The organism is Cohaesibacter sp. ES.047 (genome assembly GCF_900215505.1).
Classification (GTDB): Bacteria; Pseudomonadota; Alphaproteobacteria; order Rhizobiales; family Cohaesibacteraceae; genus Cohaesibacter.
In genome coordinates, this window is sequence record NZ_LT907844.1 from 4,016,989 (window position 1) to 4,033,363 (window position 16,375).

Here is a 16,375-nt window from a genome sequence, read left to right on the forward strand (position 1 = left end):
AAAACCGCGCGAAACGCTACAAAGAATTACGAGAACAAATGGCGGAGGGGGAGGGATTTGCACTTAATTGATGGATTTAATTATAATATTGTTTTTAAAGTATTATTTCAGTTTTTAGCTATCACATGTAGTGCGTTATGTAGTTCATTTAGTAGTACAAATTCCGGTCAAGTACCCGCTCCATTGGCGTGCCCTGAGAGCTTTTTTGAACGGCGTTTCAAAAGGTTTGGGTTGGCGAATTTGGCGGCTAGGGCGCGTACGTTTTCAGATCGTTCACGGACCTCAACTTCTTTTTGCATTTTCTCAAAGTGTGGCAGATACTGATCGCCATGAAGATGGACAACAGTCGCGGCGATGTCGCGACAGTGCCTTAATCTTTCTAATGTCATGGGGTTGGTCATTGCTTCTGCTGCCTGTCAAAACGGGATATCGTCATCCATCTCATCGCGGAAATGGCCGCCCGTTTGGGGTTGGCTTTGGAATCCTCCAACCTGCCCGCCTGATCGGGATCCGCTGGCGTTGTTATCGGGATGACCGCCTTGACTGTTGTTGCCGCCAAGCAGGAGGAGTTTACCGGAATATCCCTTGACGACGACCTCGGTGCTATATCTATCCTGACCGTTCTGGTCTTGCCATTTACGGGTCTCTAGCTGGCCTGAGATATAGACTTTCCCACCTTTGGCGAGAAAGCGTTCAACAACACCAACCAGACCGCTATTGCGAATGTTGACGCGATGCCATTCGGTTCGTTCGCGCACTTCACCGCTGCTGCGATCTCGCCACGTTTCGCTCGTGGCGATAGAAAGCGTTGCAACCTTTCCGCCATCAGGAAACGTTCTGATATCTGGATCCGCGCCCAGATTTCCGATCAATTCGACCTGGTTCAAACTTCCAGCCATCAGTCCGCCCCTAATCCGATTTTGTTGATATCGACATCCTGGACGCGGATAGGCATGACGCATGTCGTTTTTTGGTTGCCGTTGGCGACAAAGAGATTTGCCGACTGGTTGTCAAAATGGATATCTAGTTCTGCGGTATCAAACGCGGCACAAACATCCTTGACGTAGGATCCATTGATGCCAACCGTCATAGCGGCGGCCTGACACTTCGCCTCCAGAACGCTTTCGCCCTCGGCGTCGGTCTTTTCCGATAGGCAGATATAAAGACCGTCCTCCATCACAACAAAGCGCAAGGTGCGCGTCTCTTTGTCGGTAAGGCCAATCAGGCTGTCGATGGTGGCAATGAGGCGCTTTCGATCAACCCTAACAACGTGCTCACGTTGCTTCGGGATAATTCGCTCTATGTCGATCGGCTCGGCATCAATCAACTTACTGATCAGCTGATAGTCGCCACCACCAACGAAAATCATGCGCTTATGCGCCATCAAGCTGAGATCTGTTGAATCCTTGAAAAGCGACATAATCCGGTGGCAATTCCCGGTCGGAACGATGACATCGCAAAAGCCATCTGGCACCTCGATATCACTTGGCGATCGTGCAGCTCGATGTCCATCAGACGCATAACTACACAGTTTTCCATCGAGGGTGCGCAACTGGACGCCTTGAAGGTAAAGTCGGTGTCCTTTGGCCGGTTCTGCAAAACTGCACACATCAAGCAGAGATGTCAGCTCGACACCGGCGAGATCAATGCGCCACTCAGCACCGGTGAAATTGAGATGAGGCATGTCATCCCCCAGCAAGCAGGGCAACTTGAATCCACTGCGCCCATGCCGCACCTCGATGCGGTGATTGTCCTTGACAAGTTTCAACTTGATCTGTGAACCATCCGCAGCCGATGCGATCGCGTTGGCGAGCCGGTGCGCTTCAATTGCCCAATAGCCACTCTCAATCACCTCAGCCGGAATCGTGACGATCAGCTCCGCATCCTGATCGGTCGCGGTGAGCTGTACTCGGTCTTGCGACAGGGTGCGGATCGAGACGCAATTGAGGATAGGAACACTGCTGGACCGATTAGCGATCGTACAAAGTTTTTGGAGGGTTGGTTTCAGGATATTGGCATCAACGATGATGTGCATCCGCTTGCTCCGTGGTGATGGGTGACTGGTCAAAAAAAGGTGGTTTGGCCCGCCTTCTCGGCGGCACTTTGCGGCTGGCGCTGATTGTTGTGATAGGCTTTGCGCAGCGCTTTGTTCATGCCTGTAAAGGCCATGCGGTTGGCGATGTCGGCCTGATACTGCTTTTCGCGCTCGAACAGGATGGCGCGCGCACCCTCCAGCAGCGCCGCCTCGCCGGTGGTGCCGGTGCCCGCAAACATATCCAGCACCGTGCCGCCAGTCGGCGTGACGAGGCGCACCAGATAGCGCATCAGATCAAGTGGCTTGATTGTCGGGTGCTTGCTGCCGAGCCGGTCGGCGGCGTCGGCTTTGGCTGAATAGAAAAAGTTGAGGGCGTCCTCGACGTGATGCTCGACAAAAGCCAGCCGCACCGCCTCCGATCCATCCCAGAGCACATTGGCAGGCCAGCGACCATATACAGGGCGAGCCTCACCGCTCTTACTAAGGCCGCTGTTTGTTTCGTTCCAAGTATGGGCACCCGCAGCTGCGCCACCCCATCCGGTTTGTTTTTCAGCCTCGATCCGACATCTCGCGATATCGAGGCCACCAACGCCGTGCTGCAGAACATTGTCTGCATAGGACAGAGGCGTCGGCTTACGGGCAAGCAGGGCTGGCTCCAGAGCAGGCTTGAGCGCCGTGCCCCAGCCATCCCATTTTTTGGCGTCTGGGCTGGCGGGGGCTGTAATTGGACACACCCCGCTCATCGCTCCGTATGTTCCCGTTTCTTTGCCGGTTCGATTGACAACCCCTATCACCTCGCGCTCCAAGCCGATCTTTTTGTCGATCGCCTTGCTGATATCGAGGCTTTTGGGAAAGCCGCAGCCATAGAGCCAAGGCACCATGTCGCGGACATCGAAACCCGCCTCCTCGGCAGCTGTGACCATGCGGTGATAGGTCCGGGTTGCGGAGAAGGCAATCAGCCACGCACCGGGCTTCATGGCGCGATAGATCTTGCGCCACAGGGCGACCTGAAAGGCGATGTCGCCGCCATCCCATTGTTGCCCCATAAAGCCCTTTGAGGCGCGCGCATAGACACCGCTGGGGCCATTCGAGATGGCCGGGGCCGCACTCTTGCCACCAAAACGAGCGACAATTGAGGTGAGGTGATAAGGCGGATCACTGACCACGCTGTCGATACTGTCCGGCTCCAGCTCGTCGAGCAGAGCCATGCAATCGCCGCCATAAAGGGCAACCTTGCCATCATGAAACAGGGTCGGAGTGGTCATTGCGCGCGCCTCCAGTCCATGATGCGGCCCTCGACTACATCCTGCGCGATCGCGTCAACGTCGCAATCGACTGACGGAAAGACCTGCATCGCCATCATTGCATTCCAGCCGCGCATCAGGCGGCGCATTCGCGCAAGCGATCGAGTGTCGACCCTGATGATGAGAGTGGCTTTAGTCGACATGCCAACCCTCCTGATTTTCCATCTTTTGTCGCGCATCAGCCGTCAGTTGATAGCTTTGCGGCATATCAGGTAGGAGGCCGGGGCCATGCGGCGAGACCAGACTATGCTCGACGAGATAGCGGCCTGAGGTGGGCGGGAAGGGGGTGCCGCCAGGCGAGAGGAAATAGACATATCCGCCCCCCTTGCGGCCTTGGGCGGTGCGGCTTGTCTGGCGACAGAGGGCTGCACCATCCACGAGGGCAGTCGCAGCCTTGCGGACGTAATGGGGGATTTTGGCCATGGTCACACCTTGATGTAGAGCGCCAAGCGCTTGAGAAATTCATCCGCAGCCTTGTCCCATGACCACTGCTTGATGGCATGAGGATATGGCGCTATCCAGCCCGGAATATTAAGTTGGAGGCTGGCAGGCGGGGTTTCCATCAGGTCGCGCACTTCGGTCGCCAGCATGCGCTGATCAACGGTCTTGATCGCGGCGCACTCACCTTCGTTCGGCAGCGGAACACCAGCCCTCCGATAGAGCGTGCGCAGTACTCGTTCATCCTCGGCGGCATGTAGGCGGCGAGCAATCACAAAGCCTAACTCAATCTCACGCTGAAGCCATACTTCGGCCTTGGCGCGATCCATCACCTCTTGAAGGCTGTGAAAGAGGCGGTCGAATTGCCGCGCCTCATTGTCTTTCACTGGCTGTGTCTTGTCGCCGATGATGACCTCCGGCAAATCGTGCATCAGGAAATGAAAGCGGATTTCCGGCGGCGCATAGTCATGACCGAGACAGCAGTGCTGTGCGACCGAATAAGGGTAGTGCGTCGCACCATCATAGCGGTTGATCATGCCAAGGCTTTCGGCCATCCCGCGCCAGTCCCACTTGCTGTGCTCTGGTGAATCAAACAACCAATATCCGCCGCGTTTGAGATATTTGAACGCGCCGTTGTAGTTGTCGAAATCAAAGGTGGTTGATGCTTGGGCTGCGCCGGTGGTGCGCGCGTTTATTTCCTGATGATTGATCATTTGGCCACATCCACTGGCTGGCGCGGTTCACGCAATAGAGAGATCGGGATCCAGTGGCTGGCAGGCTTGCCGCTGTTGTCAATGTAGCTCACGCGAGCCTTGAGGCTGCCTCCATCGGAGAAGGTCAACGAGGACACGCGTCCAACTCTGCCGATATCAGGGTCAAACACCCGATCATTGATCGAGACGGGAAAGGAAACAGTGCAGCTTTTCATCAGATCACCTTTTCAAGAGAGGGAGACGCCGGACTGGAAGCCTTGCGGCTGACCTCAACCGGCCCGGCGCGCGGCCTCCGCCTTTTTGGCAAAAGCCGGAATGGGTTTCAGGGGCTTATGGATTGGGTGCGCGCCTGCCGGTTGGCGAGGTCGCGTCTCAGCTGGTTTTTCTTGTGCGTCACCATTTCGAGGTGCTCAGGATTGCAGCAAAGGCGATTGCGACAAGTGTGATCGATCTGCTTTTTGCCCGGAATGAAGCCGAAAAAGCACGTAAAGATCACCCGATGCACCGCGACCGTCTGACCGTCGAGGTTCATGCGCGGATAACCGCCGCCGCGACCGTCGCCAGACGTTGGCCCTTGCCAGATCCAGCAGCCATCCTCGGTCTTGACGACGCGCTGCATGATCTTTTTGATGATGTCATCCCGGCGGGTCGCGATGCTCATTGTCCCACCTCGACCGTGACCGGCAGAGAGACGACGCGGCCACCCATGGACTTGGTGAAGTCGGAGACGTATCGAAACTTACGCTTTCCAGTTTCTAGGTTCTGAACCAACGCCCGCGCGCCCACTGTGCGAATGATGACGCCGCGATGTAGGTAGTCACCGGAGTCTCTGCGCAATCGCCACTCAACAACCGCACCAGGTCGCAGGCATTCGTTGGCCGTGTTCTCCAAAGCCCGTGCGGCCTTCTGTTGAGTGACAAGAGCCCTTTCGATCTGGCGCTGTGCTGCGCCGCCGGATACAGAAGCGCCCATCACGCACCTCCTGTTTCGCTGGAGGGCTGAGGATCACGGTCGCCTGCCATTCCGAGCGCATGCAAATACAGATCCGTGATGGCCTCTTGCTCGGCGCGCAGGTCCGGGTTCATCTTGCGCAGGCGAACGCAAATTCGCATGACGGCAACGTCATAGCCGTTGCCCTTGGCCTCGGCATAGACGTCCTTGATGTCATCGGCGAGGGCCTTCTTTTCTTCCTCAAGCCGTTCGACACGCTCAATGAATGCGCGCAGTTGATCACTGGCGACGCCGCCTGCATTGGATGATTGATTGGCCATGCTCGTCACGCTCCGAAAAAGAGATAAAGGGACAGGACGATCGCGCCGGTGCCGATGAGGCTGGCGGTGGCGTGGGCAGCGAGGCGCAAACCGCGCTTCAGGCGACGCAAAAGCATGTGAGCGGGCGACGCCTTGGCCAACCTCTGGCAGGGTGGGTGATCAAGCACCAAAAGAGGGGATCTGCTGTCGATCTCGGACCATGTCGCCACATCCTCAAAGGCAGATCGAGCGGCTATGCCGGTCATATTGATCGCCTGACCGGGTGACAGGATGGCACTTTCCGGGCGAAGCTGGCGGAATAGAGGGCGATTGCCGGGCGGTGGGGGCGCGTAAGGCAGGGCTGCGTTCATGGACATCGAACCTCGCAAAATCATAAAGACGATATAAATCGCATTAGTAATATGCGCTTAAATGCGCTTTTGTAAAGCGATATTTATCGTCTATTGCATTCGCGAATAGGTATAATATTGTTATCCTTGCGCTTTTTGGCTGGCTTTGGCTGTGATTTGATGGCGACGTGAGTCGCCAGAGTTATAGCAGGTGTTTCGATGCGACTGTTGATTGCTTGGTGGTGTTTGCTGATCGGTCTGATGACGGTGTCAAGCCAGGCTCCTGCCTATGAAATGCCGTCACTAAAAGACATAGGCGCAGTCAAGACCTATATAGAGCAACATAAGAGCGATCCCATGCCGGATGGCTACACTTTGCGGCTTGGTTTTTGTGGGGATGATAATTCCGAGTGCGCCTATGAACAGGCGCGGCTTTTGGCGGATCTCAAGCAGGCCTATGATGGAGACTTTCAAGCCCAGCGCAACTTGGCTTATTGTCTTGAAAGTGGGTGCGATGCTGCGCTGTTTCTAAATAAAACCCTATCCTGCGCTTGGCGGATTGTCATCTTGGCGTCAGGTCACGTCGAGATAACAGATGTTGACGTTGCCAATCTTGAAATCTGCACTGCCGGGCTAGACGGTGCTTCTTTGAGCGTCACAAAAGGGCAGGCAGCGCGCCTGTTTGAGGTGATTTACGGTCGAGAGATTGCACCTGATTGGCGTTGAAGGTGACGAGAATTTCAGACATCAAACAACTCGCGTACACTCAACACCCGATGGTAGGCATAGACGATTTCCTGATTATCTTTTTCGGTTTTGCGAGTGTACTCGATATCCAGCGCTGGATTTAGTTGGTGTGCCAGTAACTTCTTGTCAGTTATGCCTTTGAAAAACTTGATATAGGCCTGTACCGGATCGTCCGAAAATTTGTTGAAATTTTTGGTCTGAATAACAACCACATCACCAATGTCGACGCGTCTATGTGGATCCGCAAAAATTAGATCTCCTGGCTCAAATTTCGGTGACATACTCTCACCAACCACCTTCAGGGCATAGGCGTGCGGACTGGATCTCAGTCCCGCAGGTCGCTCGATGTGGTCAACCTGCATCCCTTCCTCCAATTGCATTGCACCAAATACCGACCCGGCTGCGGTTCCAAAAACAGGAACATGGCCATAGGAGCTACCAGCCGCCTTGGAATCCACAGCTTTGACCATTTGCACTATGTCTCTGGTATGACTAGAAACGAATCCATCACTCTCCCACGCGATGATGTCGCTCATCAAACTAGCCATGTCTGCCTGTATCTTGAGAGATGCGATTTTCTGCGCACCATCAAGATCAAGATCGCGAGTCCTCAACCACGCCAAAACCTTGGAAAGAGTTTTGCTGCTGGGGGGTCTGTAGTCCGGATCGTTCAAGGATTTATTGAGTGTGGACGGAGCAAAACCTGCCAACTTGGCGATTCTCGACGGACTGGCATCAAATTTTGCTTCAATCTCCACAAACAGACGTTTGGCTTTTTCCTTTAGTGCACCGGTATCTCTGGCCATAATGCTCCTCGATTTTTCTTGCTCTTTGTAGTGGTTGATTATGCCAAGGCATGCGCTTAAAAGCGCGGCTCTTTTAAGCGCAACTTTTTAAGGCGATTAATATCGCATTCATTATTTACAAATGCGCATATATGCGCTAAATATCGTCGTATGGCATGGAGGCACATATGACGACTTGCATAAAAGATCATCCGGTTGACCTGATTTTGCATAAAGAAGGCAAGAATCGCGCTTGGTTGGCGTCTCAAACTGGATTGCATCACAAGACGATCCATCGTGCGCTCAGCAACGAGAACGCCACGGGCGGCACTATTTTTGCAATTTGCCGCGCGCTCGAATGGCGCGTATTGCCCAATGACTTCTTTGACATCCCCAAACTCGCCTTGGCCAGCCACACGCGCGCCCACTCCACCTCGGAGATGCGCCATGTGTGAAGCCCCAAGCATTTCCAAACCTTCCTCTTTCTTCCGCAAAGCTTGGCGCGCTCTCCTCCCGCGCACTTGGCGATGCGGTGCCGGGCCTGCCGATCCTCTCCAAGCCTCTTGGCTTATAGGCAGAGCCCGGCCCCTTGTTCCAATCAAGCACATGCCGTTGGCTGATGATCAGTCTAAGGCGACCACGGGTCTCGGCTTCCTTCTCCATCTCAAAAATCCCTTTTGGCTACATGGTTGCGGCCTGATCGTCACAGACGATCAGCACTCTGTCACACGGTCACACGGCGAAATTGTCCGGGGCGATGTCTATGTCTGATTTTTTTCTTTCCATACGTGAATACAGGTCAGTGAAGGCTGCGCTTCGCAGGTTGATCAAACTGGTCGGCGGTGACGCCGATTGCTGCCGAGTGACAGGCCGGGCTCGTCGTCAGGCATATTCCGAGTTTGCCAGCCCTGATCGCGAACACATGAACAAATGGCCGCCGCTGCGCGAAATTCTTGATCTTGAGGCGGATGTCGAGACGCCAGAGGTGACGCAGGCGATGGCTCGGTTGCACGGTTATGAGTTGGTTAAATTGCCTGAGGTCGTTGCGCCAAAAGATTGGGCGCTTGCTGTCGGTAGCATGAGCAAGGAGACCGGCGAGGCCCTGAATGTGGTCCTGCAAGCCTTTGCTAATGGCGGGCGGATCGATGCTGACGAAATCCGCCAATGGCACATTGATGGCGAGCTGGATGAGGCAATCGTCACCCTCTTGCAGATCCGGGCCATGGTCGACCGTGAAAATGAGCGTGGAGGCCAGATTGATGATTGATCGCCATGCCAAGCGCAACGCCGAGATCCGCCTGCGCCACCGCCAGCACGGCAACAGCGAGCGCATGTTGGCTCGCTTCTATGATCTGCCGGTTGATGAGATCCGGTCTATCCTGCACGTTCCACTCATCAACATGGTCAAACAGGGAAGCGACGATCAGCCACGCGAGGCGTTCTCGGATTCAGTCCTCGAGAGTCCGGACTGGCAGGCTGCTCTTGATCAAAGCATCAACGAATTGATCGAATGGGTTTTGAGGCTTCACAAGATTGAACGGACTCAGCTCGGCAAGCCTTTTGATGGCAACGCCCTAGAGGCGCGCCGCACACTAACTTTCAACCTCCGTCGACGTTGGGGCCTTCATATCAAAGATGTTGCCAGCTTGATCGGCGTGACCCCGGTGACCGCCAGACGGTTTGATGGCGAGTGCCGGAACCGGCAAAAGCCACCAATCGAGCCGCCAGAGCCCATTTTGCCAGAGGTCTATCGGGTCGAGCTGCGCAACGTAGCCAAGGCATTAGATGTGACGCCTCTGGCTGTGTTTCATGGTCAGGCCGATCTGTTGCAGAGGGCGCGTCGAGTTTTCCTACAGCGCATGTTCTGGCAGCACAAGATTGATATTTGCGACATTGCCAAGGCGACGGGATTTTTCCGCAGCCGGATCCACAAACAAGTGCATCACCGGAGGGCTGGATAATGGCCAAAGTTCTTGTGGCTTGTGAATTTTCCGGCACGGTTCGCGATGCCTTTCTGGCTCTGGGACACGATGCATGGTCATGCGACGTTTTACCAAGCGAGACGCCATCCAATCGGCACATTCAATGCGATGTGCGCGAGATATTGGATGACGGCTGGGATTGTCTGATCGTTGCACACCCGCCTTGCACGCGGCTTTGCAACAGCGGTGTGCGCTGGCTGACCAAGCCGCCGAAAAACCGCCAGCCGGGCTACCCTGATGACTATGAGACCTGGACGGAGACTGATCAACTCGCCTTTATGTGGTCCGAGTTGGACAAAGGGGCCGAGTTGTTTTCCAAGCTCTGGAACGCCGACATCCCCCATGTTGCAGTCGAAAACCCGGTCATGCATCCGCATGCCAAGGCGCGCATTATCAACTATCAGCCCGCGACGCAGACCGTGCAACCGTGGTGGTTTGGTGAGCCGCAATTCAAGGGCACCGGCCTTTATTTGCACAAACTGCCACCACTTGTGGCAACCGATCGCCTGACGCCACCAAAGCGCGGCACCGACGAACACAAAGCTTGGTCGGTGGTTCATCGTATGGGACGCAGCGCCAACCGAAGCAAAGAGCGCTCACGCTTCTTTCCCGGCATCGCCACCGCCATGGCCAACCAATGGACACCGGTGATCGAGGCGGGCGAGCAGAGGAGGGCGGCATGAGTAACGATCGCATCAACAAGGTTCATGTGAGCCTGTTCAAACCGGGCTATTCATCGACACCGTTGGTCGGGGTTATCGCGCCCAACCAGTCTGAAAACTATTACCATCGCGGCCTGTCTCTCTCCGAGGCGATCGAGCTGCGCGATAAGTTGAGCTTGGCGATCAAGGAAATCAGGGAGGGGGCAAAACAATGACCCTGACTATCGACCGCAACGCTATCACCGCGCTCAAGAAACAGATCGTCCTTTCCGATGTAATCGGCAAGTCAGTCAAGTTGCATCAAGGTGGTACGTGGATGACCGGCCTCTGTCCGTTCCATGAGGATCACAATCCGAGTTTTTCGGTCAGCGACGTCAGCGGGCGCTATATCTGTCACGCATGTGGTGCGCACGGCGACATATTTGATTGGGTGGCGCACACTGACCAACTGGATCCACAAGCGGATTTTCTCCAAGTCTTTCGCCGGGTGCAGGACATTGTGGGCGATCATTCGGTCGCGACGACATTGCCGCAACATGACACCGCCAAACGCGGCGAAAAGATCAAGGCCAACTCTGAAGAACGCCGACAAAAAGCCATTCGTAATTGGCGAAAAGGTCGACCAATCGAGGGGACCAAGGCCGAGACCTATTTGCGCGACTGTCGCGGCATTCGCACGGTTGACTTTACTGGCATGCCATTCCGCTTCATCGACAATCATGAGCGCTGGATCTGGTGCGACCGGCTGAAAAAGCCGGTCATGGTTGGGCGCTGGCCTTGCCTGCTGACCGCCATTCAGGAGGTTGAACCAAACTCCGGGGGCAAGCATCGTTTTCTTGCTCTGCACCGGACGTGGTTTGACCTCGATGAGCACCAAGGCAAACCAAAAATCATCTACACCGCGCCGGACGGAAAGGTCCGCGAGATCGCCCGCAAAAAGATCGATGGCGACTATTTTGGCCGGGGCGCAATCATGCTGACGCAGCCAGACGAGACGCTGGCGGTCACCGAGGGGATCGAAAACGGCCTCACGGCGCTGGAGTTGGGGCCTTACAGGCATGTTTGGGTTGCGGTCTCTCTCAATGCCTTTGGCGCAATGCCGCTTTTGCCCGTTACCAAGCACATGATCATTATCAGCGACAGCGACTCCAAAACCCCAAAAGCCGCCCTGATGCATCAAGAGAAGCTGTGCGACACCATGCATCGCCAGCGGCTCAAGCACAATGTCGATGTGGATATCAAGCCAGCACCGCCGGGCTATGACCTGAATGACTGGCACCTCAAGCAATTGCTGCACCATGCGCTCGCAACCGGTCAGTAGGAAATAACCCATTTAGGTAAACATTTCAGAAGTTTAACGCCTATTTTTGACGCCGGAGGAAATCACCATGACGAAAGCCCTTTCAAGCACCGCATTGCGCGCCGTCAATTGGCGTGTTGTCGGCCTCATCGTCAATGCGCGCCGGGTCGCCGACTGCATGAGCGAGGGGGATCTCGCCGACAAGCTTGGCGTCTGCACAAAGACCGTCCGCCGGATCGAAAGCCAACAACCTTGCAGCGCCTACACCCTAAAAAAAGTCATGGCGTGGACCGGCGAGGGCTTTGAAGTGCTGAGTTGGCAGGATCCTGGACAGGCGAGGGTCGCGGCATGAGTAAGGTTGATCGTCACTTTGTAGAGCATGAGTTAGAAGATCATCGCAATACGTTTTGCTCCTCCTGCGGCAACTCTTTGACAGAAGAGGATGACCACCGGGGCGATGGTTTTTGCTGGCGTTGCAATGACTATTTCTCATCGGTTTATTTGGACCCTATCGACGATTGGTCAGCCTTAGAATGCGAGGTGCTGCCATGAAACTCGACAGATCGCGCGCCGCTACGCGTCAGCGCCATGCGGCTTGGTTCAAGGCACATGTTGAAGATGGTCAGTCGACCCACGCCATCGCCGCTGCCTGTGATCTCAAGCATCACACGACCGTTTACAACGGTATATTGGCCCATGCCAAACGCATCGGCCTCAAAGTGTCACGGCTGGAGGATCTGACCAAGCCACGCGAGGGCGGGCCGTCCGTCGACTGGTCGGATTTCAGCGGCCATGTGCGCTATTGGCGTGAGTGCCTCGATCTGACCGAGGAGGAGGCGGCAAGCCGCGCCGCCATCAGCCGCACTGCCCTGCGCAATGCTGAACAAGGCCGCACGCTTGAAAGCGTCACCATGCTCGCCCTGTGCAAAGCCATCCCACTCAACCCGATTTCCTTCTTTCTCAACCCGACCAAGGAGTCCAGCCATGACCGCAACCATTCAAAGGCCACGCCGCCCGCGTTCAAGACCCGGCCAACCCGTGCCGCTTGAGGCCGCCCGTGTTTCTTGTGCATTCGGGGTGCATCCGGTTAGCGCTGATACCCGGAGGAATGCTCCGGTCTGCCTGCATGGCCTGACCATTCAGGACAAGGTATACGGGGCCAAGCTGGCACTTGAGATGCACGGCAACGAGAATGAAGCGGCCCGATCGCTCGGCCTTGATCTGATGGCCTTTCGCAAGTTGTTGGTCGGCAAAAAATACCCCCTGTCCATCACCATGCTGCACGGACTGCACAAAAGCGGGGAGTTGGTCTAGCGACAAGGCGGCATCGCCGCCGCCGTCGACGCCAGCGCCAACTGGTCGCTGTGGCGACCAGTGAGAGCGACCAACCAAACAGGAGGTACTTGATGTTTTGTCCGGAAATGATTGTTTTTGATAGCAACTTTGTGATGGTCATCCTTCACACGTCTGCGGACTATCCTAGCTGGAAATGCATTCCGGCGCGGAAGAAATTTAACCCGCTGCGATACTCCCTTTGCTTTTGGCCTGGACCTAAGCGCCGATACATCAACAAGAATGGTCGCGCCGCTTTTCACGTTTCCAATTTCATCTTTAGGCTGAAACGAAAGATCCGGGGAGAGGCTGACGCATGACCGAACATATTCAAGAAAAGTACCGCAAGGCACTGAAGGACACCAAGATTTATCTCAACGGGGCCGGTTACGGTGATCCGGACAGTTTCGAGAGGCTTATGAATATTCAGGACGTTTTGCTTTCGATGGGTGACCAGCTTATTCCACCTGCCACCCTGTGGCGTCCGACCCATGTTAATCTCAAATCAGGCGAAAAATACTGCGTGCTTCACGTTGGCCTCCTTGAGGCCGATTTGGAGCCGGTTGTGATCTATGAGAACCGGGATCGCCGCGTTTGGGTTCGCCCCGTGTCCGAGTTTCTCGACGGTTGCTTTGTTGTGTTGCAGCAAGACAATCTCGGAGGCGAGTGACATGACCGAGAGATTTACCAGCCCGGAACGCCCGCCAGAGGGCATCGAGCGAGAGCTTTTGACTCCGCGCATTGAGGAGGCGATCCGCGAAAAACAGGCCAGCAAGCCCAAACATTCGCCCTTGCCGCAAGCGTGGGAGGAGGGGGCTAGTTTGACTAACACTCCAACCCTGCAATTCACATACACCAATTGGCGCGGCGTTACCTCGATAAGAAAGGTCGAGCCGATATTTATTTGGTGCGGCAGAACGGAATGGCATCCGGATCCGCAATGGTTTTTGAAGGCGTTCGACCTCGAAAAGAATGAGATGCGCGACTTCGCCCTCGCTGACATCAAGGCATTTGGCGAGAGGTCGCTGGATACCACTGGTGGCGACTGATGCCACCAAGAAAGCCGCGCCGCCCAATTCCGACGACCGAACCGATCCGCTCAGCCTCAACAGAGGTTGCCTATAGAATTTGCGAATTTGCCAACGGTCGCCGGAATTGCACTTGCAAGAACCACCATCTGCGCACGCCATGCGAGTCGCTCAAATCCATCGCCAAGGAATGCGTTGCGATCGCCAGAGTAGAATTAAAAAGGAAATCGACCGATGAGTAAGAAAAAGCGGATTGCAAAAGCCATTGAAATCGCCGTGCGATGGGGAGGCATAGATGGCGCTCATCACAAGGCGTGGGCTATTGACCAAATGGTGCGCGCCCTAACCGGCTGTCCAGATGTTACTGGAAAAGCAATAGATTGTAAGGGCAGGCCTTACACCTACACCGCACAAGGCGAAAGTAAGGAATATCAAAAGCTCGTAAAGAAAGCCTGTAAAGGAGAAGACGGGCCAGAAACATACTCTTGGGACACAGGTATCGCTCCATGACCGACACCGGAACCATCGCCCACACCGCGCGGACGCATAATGCGCCCAATCCGCTGGACGCGCCGCCGATCGCCAGCACGGGACACACGACCGAGGATTTCAAGGCCGAGCTGGACGCGCAATGCCCCTTCACGGCACTTGGCTTTTCTGGTCAGAATTACCACCTTCTCAACGCCGCCGGTGAACTGGTTAGCCTGTCGCCAACACAATTGGAGAAACAATCGACACAAGCCGCTTTGGTGCATGGAGATATTTCTTGGTTTAGGGACCGGTTCCCGCCGCGCGATCACCGACAGGATTTTGACCGGCTGGAAGCGCTCAACTGGATCATGATGGAATGCAGCATCAAGGGGTATTTTGACCCCGCACAGCACAAGCTCAGAAAGACCGGCATTTGGCGAGTCGGCACCGGCGAGGATTCGCGTCTGCTGGCTCACCTAGGAAGTCACATCTATTTTGACGGGCGCGAGCTGGATCCGGGGTTTCAGAAAGAAGGGGCATTCTATCTCATTTCCAACGCCATCCCGCGCATGAGCAAGCCTGCCGATGCCGCCAGCGTTGCGGATTGCGAGGAAATCCTCGACGTGGTCAAGACCTGGACATTCAAGGACGGCCCGCGCGGGCCTAACCTCTGGCTCGGCTGGATGATGGCCGCACAATATGGCGGCGCGCCGGAGTGGCGCGTCCACATGATGGCAGGGGCGGAAAACGGGGCGGGTAAATCGACCTTGGCTCAGCTGCTTGAAGGGCTTCTCGGCGGGCTTGCACAATTCGTCAACGAAGCAACAGAGGCCGGGATCAGGCAAAGTGCTGCCGGTCGGTCGGGCGCAATCATCTATGACGAGGTGGAAGGCAAGGAGGAGGGCGGGTCTGTCGCCCGCATTGTCGAATTGATCCGGCGCATGTCGGGCGGCGCTGGCGCGGTCACCTTGCGCGGCTCGGCTGGCGGTAAGTCAAGCACATTCGTTGTGCTTGGCGTCGCCTACCTCACGGCCATCCTGCCCCCCATGCTTGAACCGCAGGATAGATCGCGCTTTGTAGAGATCCACCTCGGTCCGCTCGTCAAAGGGAGTGAGGGAATGGCCAATGAGGAAAAGGTCAACCGCATGCTGGCCCGCACTGATGAGCTGTCGCCGCGCTTGAGGCGGCGAGCCTTTGACAATTGGGAACGGTTCAACCATTCCATCGCCGCTTACCGTGCATCCTTTGCCAAGATGGGCATCCGTGCCCGCGACGCCTTGCGCTTCTCGACGGTCCTTGCGGGCCGGGACATCGCCCTGCATGACGACATGCTCGATGGCGACTATTATGACACCGAGGCGGCGCTCTACAAACCGCTGATTGATCAAACCTTGTCAGACGGCAACGATGGCGAGGGCATCCAGTGTCTCAACCAGATTCTGATGATGCCGCTATCGATGCTGCGCATCAACAATACGCTGACAATTGGCGAAATGATCGGGCAGGCTTTGGCGGGTAACGACCTAAACGAAAAGGCACTAGCCCGGATGGGGTTGAGGATCACGCCTGAGTTCAAGGCCAAAGAAGGGGAGCCGCCGGGGCTATTGGTCGCGAACACTCACCCAAGGTTAGAGGAAATTTTTTCAGGTACCAAATGGGCAAAAAAGCAGTGGCAACAGGCGTTGCGTTACATCGATGGAGCGCACGCACTTGGCAAGGTCAAGAAATTTGCTGGCACACCAGCAAAGAGCACCTTCATTCCGCTTGAATTTTTGCCAGAACCGCAGAAAACGGACGATCCGGGCATTCCATAGGGGTAACGCCGTTACCTCGCCGTTACCCCTCACCGTTACCTCTAGTGCATTGATACTATTTGCAAATCTGCAAAGGTAACGGGGGTAACGCCACAAATGCACACCCTTAATGTGTGCGCGCCTGTCTATCAAACATACCGTTACCCCGTTACCTTCGTTACCCC

Annotated in this window: 27 protein-coding genes; 14 read left to right on the forward strand and 13 right to left on the reverse strand. The window is 55.5% G+C overall.

The features are described 5' to 3' along the window. Positions 1-167: 167 nt before the first annotated feature. From CPH65_RS18300 to CPH65_RS18355, 12 genes are all read right to left on the reverse strand, one after another. The gene (locus CPH65_RS18300; RefSeq protein ID WP_096175183.1) at positions 168-401 is read right to left on the reverse strand and encodes a hypothetical protein; all 234 of its coding nucleotides are present in this window, start codon (positions 399-401) and stop codon (positions 168-170) included. 15 nt (positions 402-416) lie between these two features. Further along, entirely contained in the window at positions 417-899 is a 483-nt protein-coding gene (ssb, locus tag CPH65_RS18305) for a single-stranded DNA-binding protein (protein ID WP_096175184.1), read from the reverse strand. Further along, complete coding sequence (gene dnaN, locus CPH65_RS18310; protein ID WP_096175185.1) at positions 899-2,035, reverse strand: DNA polymerase III subunit beta; 1,137 nt, start codon at positions 2,033-2,035, stop codon at positions 899-901. Before dnaN ends, ssb begins: the two co-directional genes overlap by 1 nt. A gap of 29 nt (positions 2,036-2,064) precedes the next feature. Continuing rightward, the gene (locus tag CPH65_RS18315) at positions 2,065-3,300 is read right to left on the reverse strand and encodes a site-specific DNA-methyltransferase (RefSeq protein WP_096175186.1); all 1,236 of its coding nucleotides are present in this window, start codon (positions 3,298-3,300) and stop codon (positions 2,065-2,067) included. Further along, positions 3,297-3,482, reverse strand: coding sequence for a hypothetical protein (locus CPH65_RS18320; RefSeq protein WP_096175187.1), 186 nt, complete (start codon positions 3,480-3,482; stop codon positions 3,297-3,299). Before CPH65_RS18320 ends, CPH65_RS18315 begins: the two co-directional genes overlap by 4 nt. Beyond that, the gene (locus tag CPH65_RS18325; protein WP_096175188.1) at positions 3,472-3,762 is read right to left on the reverse strand and encodes a hypothetical protein; all 291 of its coding nucleotides are present in this window, start codon (positions 3,760-3,762) and stop codon (positions 3,472-3,474) included. The genes CPH65_RS18320 and CPH65_RS18325 overlap by 11 nt, the downstream gene beginning before the upstream one ends. Positions 3,763-3,764: 2 nt before the next feature. Beyond that, positions 3,765-4,490, reverse strand: coding sequence for a hypothetical protein (locus CPH65_RS18330; RefSeq protein WP_096175189.1), 726 nt, complete (start codon positions 4,488-4,490; stop codon positions 3,765-3,767). Next, the gene (locus tag CPH65_RS18335) at positions 4,487-4,705 is read right to left on the reverse strand and encodes a hypothetical protein (protein ID WP_096175190.1); all 219 of its coding nucleotides are present in this window, start codon (positions 4,703-4,705) and stop codon (positions 4,487-4,489) included. Before CPH65_RS18335 ends, CPH65_RS18330 begins: the two co-directional genes overlap by 4 nt. A 107-nt stretch (positions 4,706-4,812) precedes the next feature. Continuing rightward, positions 4,813-5,145 (reverse strand): HNH endonuclease signature motif containing protein, encoded by a 333-nt coding sequence (locus tag CPH65_RS18340; protein WP_172891594.1) that lies wholly within the window; start codon positions 5,143-5,145, stop codon positions 4,813-4,815. 2 nt (positions 5,146-5,147) lie between these two features. Beyond that, positions 5,148-5,462 carry a hypothetical protein gene (locus CPH65_RS18345; RefSeq protein ID WP_096175192.1) on the reverse strand — a complete coding sequence of 105 codons (315 nt, stop codon included), beginning with the start codon at positions 5,460-5,462 and terminating at the stop codon, positions 5,148-5,150. Then, positions 5,462-5,761, reverse strand: a complete 300-nt coding sequence (locus CPH65_RS18350; RefSeq protein ID WP_096175193.1) for a DUF2312 domain-containing protein — start codon at positions 5,759-5,761, stop codon at positions 5,462-5,464. The genes CPH65_RS18345 and CPH65_RS18350 overlap by 1 nt, the downstream gene beginning before the upstream one ends. A gap of 5 nt (positions 5,762-5,766) precedes the next feature. Next, entirely contained in the window at positions 5,767-6,117 is a 351-nt protein-coding gene (locus tag CPH65_RS18355) for a hypothetical protein (protein ID WP_157747787.1), read from the reverse strand. A 219-nt stretch (positions 6,118-6,336) separates the two neighbouring features. Here CPH65_RS18355 and CPH65_RS18360 point away from each other — a divergent pair, with 219 nt between their 5' ends. Beyond that, positions 6,337-6,816 carry a hypothetical protein gene (locus CPH65_RS18360; RefSeq protein WP_157747788.1) on the forward strand — a complete coding sequence of 160 codons (480 nt, stop codon included), beginning with the start codon at positions 6,337-6,339 and terminating at the stop codon, positions 6,814-6,816. Between the two features lie 14 nt (positions 6,817-6,830). Here CPH65_RS18360 and CPH65_RS18365 read toward each other — a convergent pair whose 3' ends face one another. Beyond that, on the reverse strand, positions 6,831-7,643 hold the full coding sequence (locus CPH65_RS18365; RefSeq protein ID WP_096175196.1) for a S24 family peptidase: 813 nt from the start codon (positions 7,641-7,643) through the stop codon (positions 6,831-6,833). Positions 7,644-7,810: 167 nt separating this feature from the next. Here CPH65_RS18365 and CPH65_RS25090 point away from each other — a divergent pair, with 167 nt between their 5' ends. From CPH65_RS25090 to CPH65_RS18440, 13 genes are all read left to right on the forward strand, one after another. Further along, positions 7,811-8,077 carry a helix-turn-helix domain-containing protein gene (locus CPH65_RS25090; protein ID WP_371359463.1) on the forward strand — a complete coding sequence of 89 codons (267 nt, stop codon included), beginning with the start codon at positions 7,811-7,813 and terminating at the stop codon, positions 8,075-8,077. A 347-nt stretch (positions 8,078-8,424) separates the two neighbouring features. Then, a complete protein-coding gene (locus CPH65_RS18380; protein ID WP_157747790.1) occupies positions 8,425-8,889 on the forward strand; it encodes a phage regulatory CII family protein in 465 nt (154 codons plus the stop codon). After that, entirely contained in the window at positions 8,882-9,583 is a 702-nt protein-coding gene (locus tag CPH65_RS18385; RefSeq protein WP_096175200.1) for a hypothetical protein, read from the forward strand. The genes CPH65_RS18380 and CPH65_RS18385 overlap by 8 nt, the downstream gene beginning before the upstream one ends. After that, complete coding sequence (locus CPH65_RS18390) at positions 9,583-10,287, forward strand: hypothetical protein (RefSeq protein ID WP_096175201.1); 705 nt, start codon at positions 9,583-9,585, stop codon at positions 10,285-10,287. The genes CPH65_RS18385 and CPH65_RS18390 overlap by 1 nt, the downstream gene beginning before the upstream one ends. Next, positions 10,284-10,481 (forward strand): hypothetical protein, encoded by a 198-nt coding sequence (locus CPH65_RS18395; RefSeq protein WP_096175202.1) that lies wholly within the window; start codon positions 10,284-10,286, stop codon positions 10,479-10,481. The genes CPH65_RS18390 and CPH65_RS18395 overlap by 4 nt, the downstream gene beginning before the upstream one ends. After that, positions 10,478-11,587 (forward strand): CHC2 zinc finger domain-containing protein, encoded by a 1,110-nt coding sequence (locus CPH65_RS18400; protein ID WP_096175203.1) that lies wholly within the window; start codon positions 10,478-10,480, stop codon positions 11,585-11,587. The genes CPH65_RS18395 and CPH65_RS18400 overlap by 4 nt, the downstream gene beginning before the upstream one ends. Positions 11,588-11,654: 67 nt before the next feature. Next, positions 11,655-11,918 carry a hypothetical protein gene (locus CPH65_RS18405; protein WP_096175204.1) on the forward strand — a complete coding sequence of 88 codons (264 nt, stop codon included), beginning with the start codon at positions 11,655-11,657 and terminating at the stop codon, positions 11,916-11,918. Between the two features lie 196 nt (positions 11,919-12,114). Further along, positions 12,115-12,615 (forward strand): helix-turn-helix transcriptional regulator, encoded by a 501-nt coding sequence (locus tag CPH65_RS18410; RefSeq protein ID WP_096175205.1) that lies wholly within the window; start codon positions 12,115-12,117, stop codon positions 12,613-12,615. Then, entirely contained in the window at positions 12,605-12,880 is a 276-nt protein-coding gene (locus CPH65_RS18415; RefSeq protein WP_096175206.1) for a hypothetical protein, read from the forward strand. The genes CPH65_RS18410 and CPH65_RS18415 overlap by 11 nt, the downstream gene beginning before the upstream one ends. 334 nt (positions 12,881-13,214) lie before the next feature. Further along, complete coding sequence (locus CPH65_RS18425) at positions 13,215-13,568, forward strand: hypothetical protein (RefSeq protein ID WP_096175208.1); 354 nt, start codon at positions 13,215-13,217, stop codon at positions 13,566-13,568. 1 nt (position 13,569) lies between these two features. Next, complete coding sequence (locus CPH65_RS24335) at positions 13,570-13,947, forward strand: hypothetical protein (RefSeq protein WP_197703887.1); 378 nt, start codon at positions 13,570-13,572, stop codon at positions 13,945-13,947. 213 nt (positions 13,948-14,160) lie between these two features. Further along, on the forward strand, positions 14,161-14,436 hold the full coding sequence (locus CPH65_RS18435; protein WP_096175209.1) for a hypothetical protein: 276 nt from the start codon (positions 14,161-14,163) through the stop codon (positions 14,434-14,436). After that, positions 14,433-16,211 (forward strand): hypothetical protein, encoded by a 1,779-nt coding sequence (locus CPH65_RS18440; protein ID WP_096175210.1) that lies wholly within the window; start codon positions 14,433-14,435, stop codon positions 16,209-16,211. The genes CPH65_RS18435 and CPH65_RS18440 overlap by 4 nt, the downstream gene beginning before the upstream one ends. Positions 16,212-16,375 lie beyond the last annotated feature (164 nt).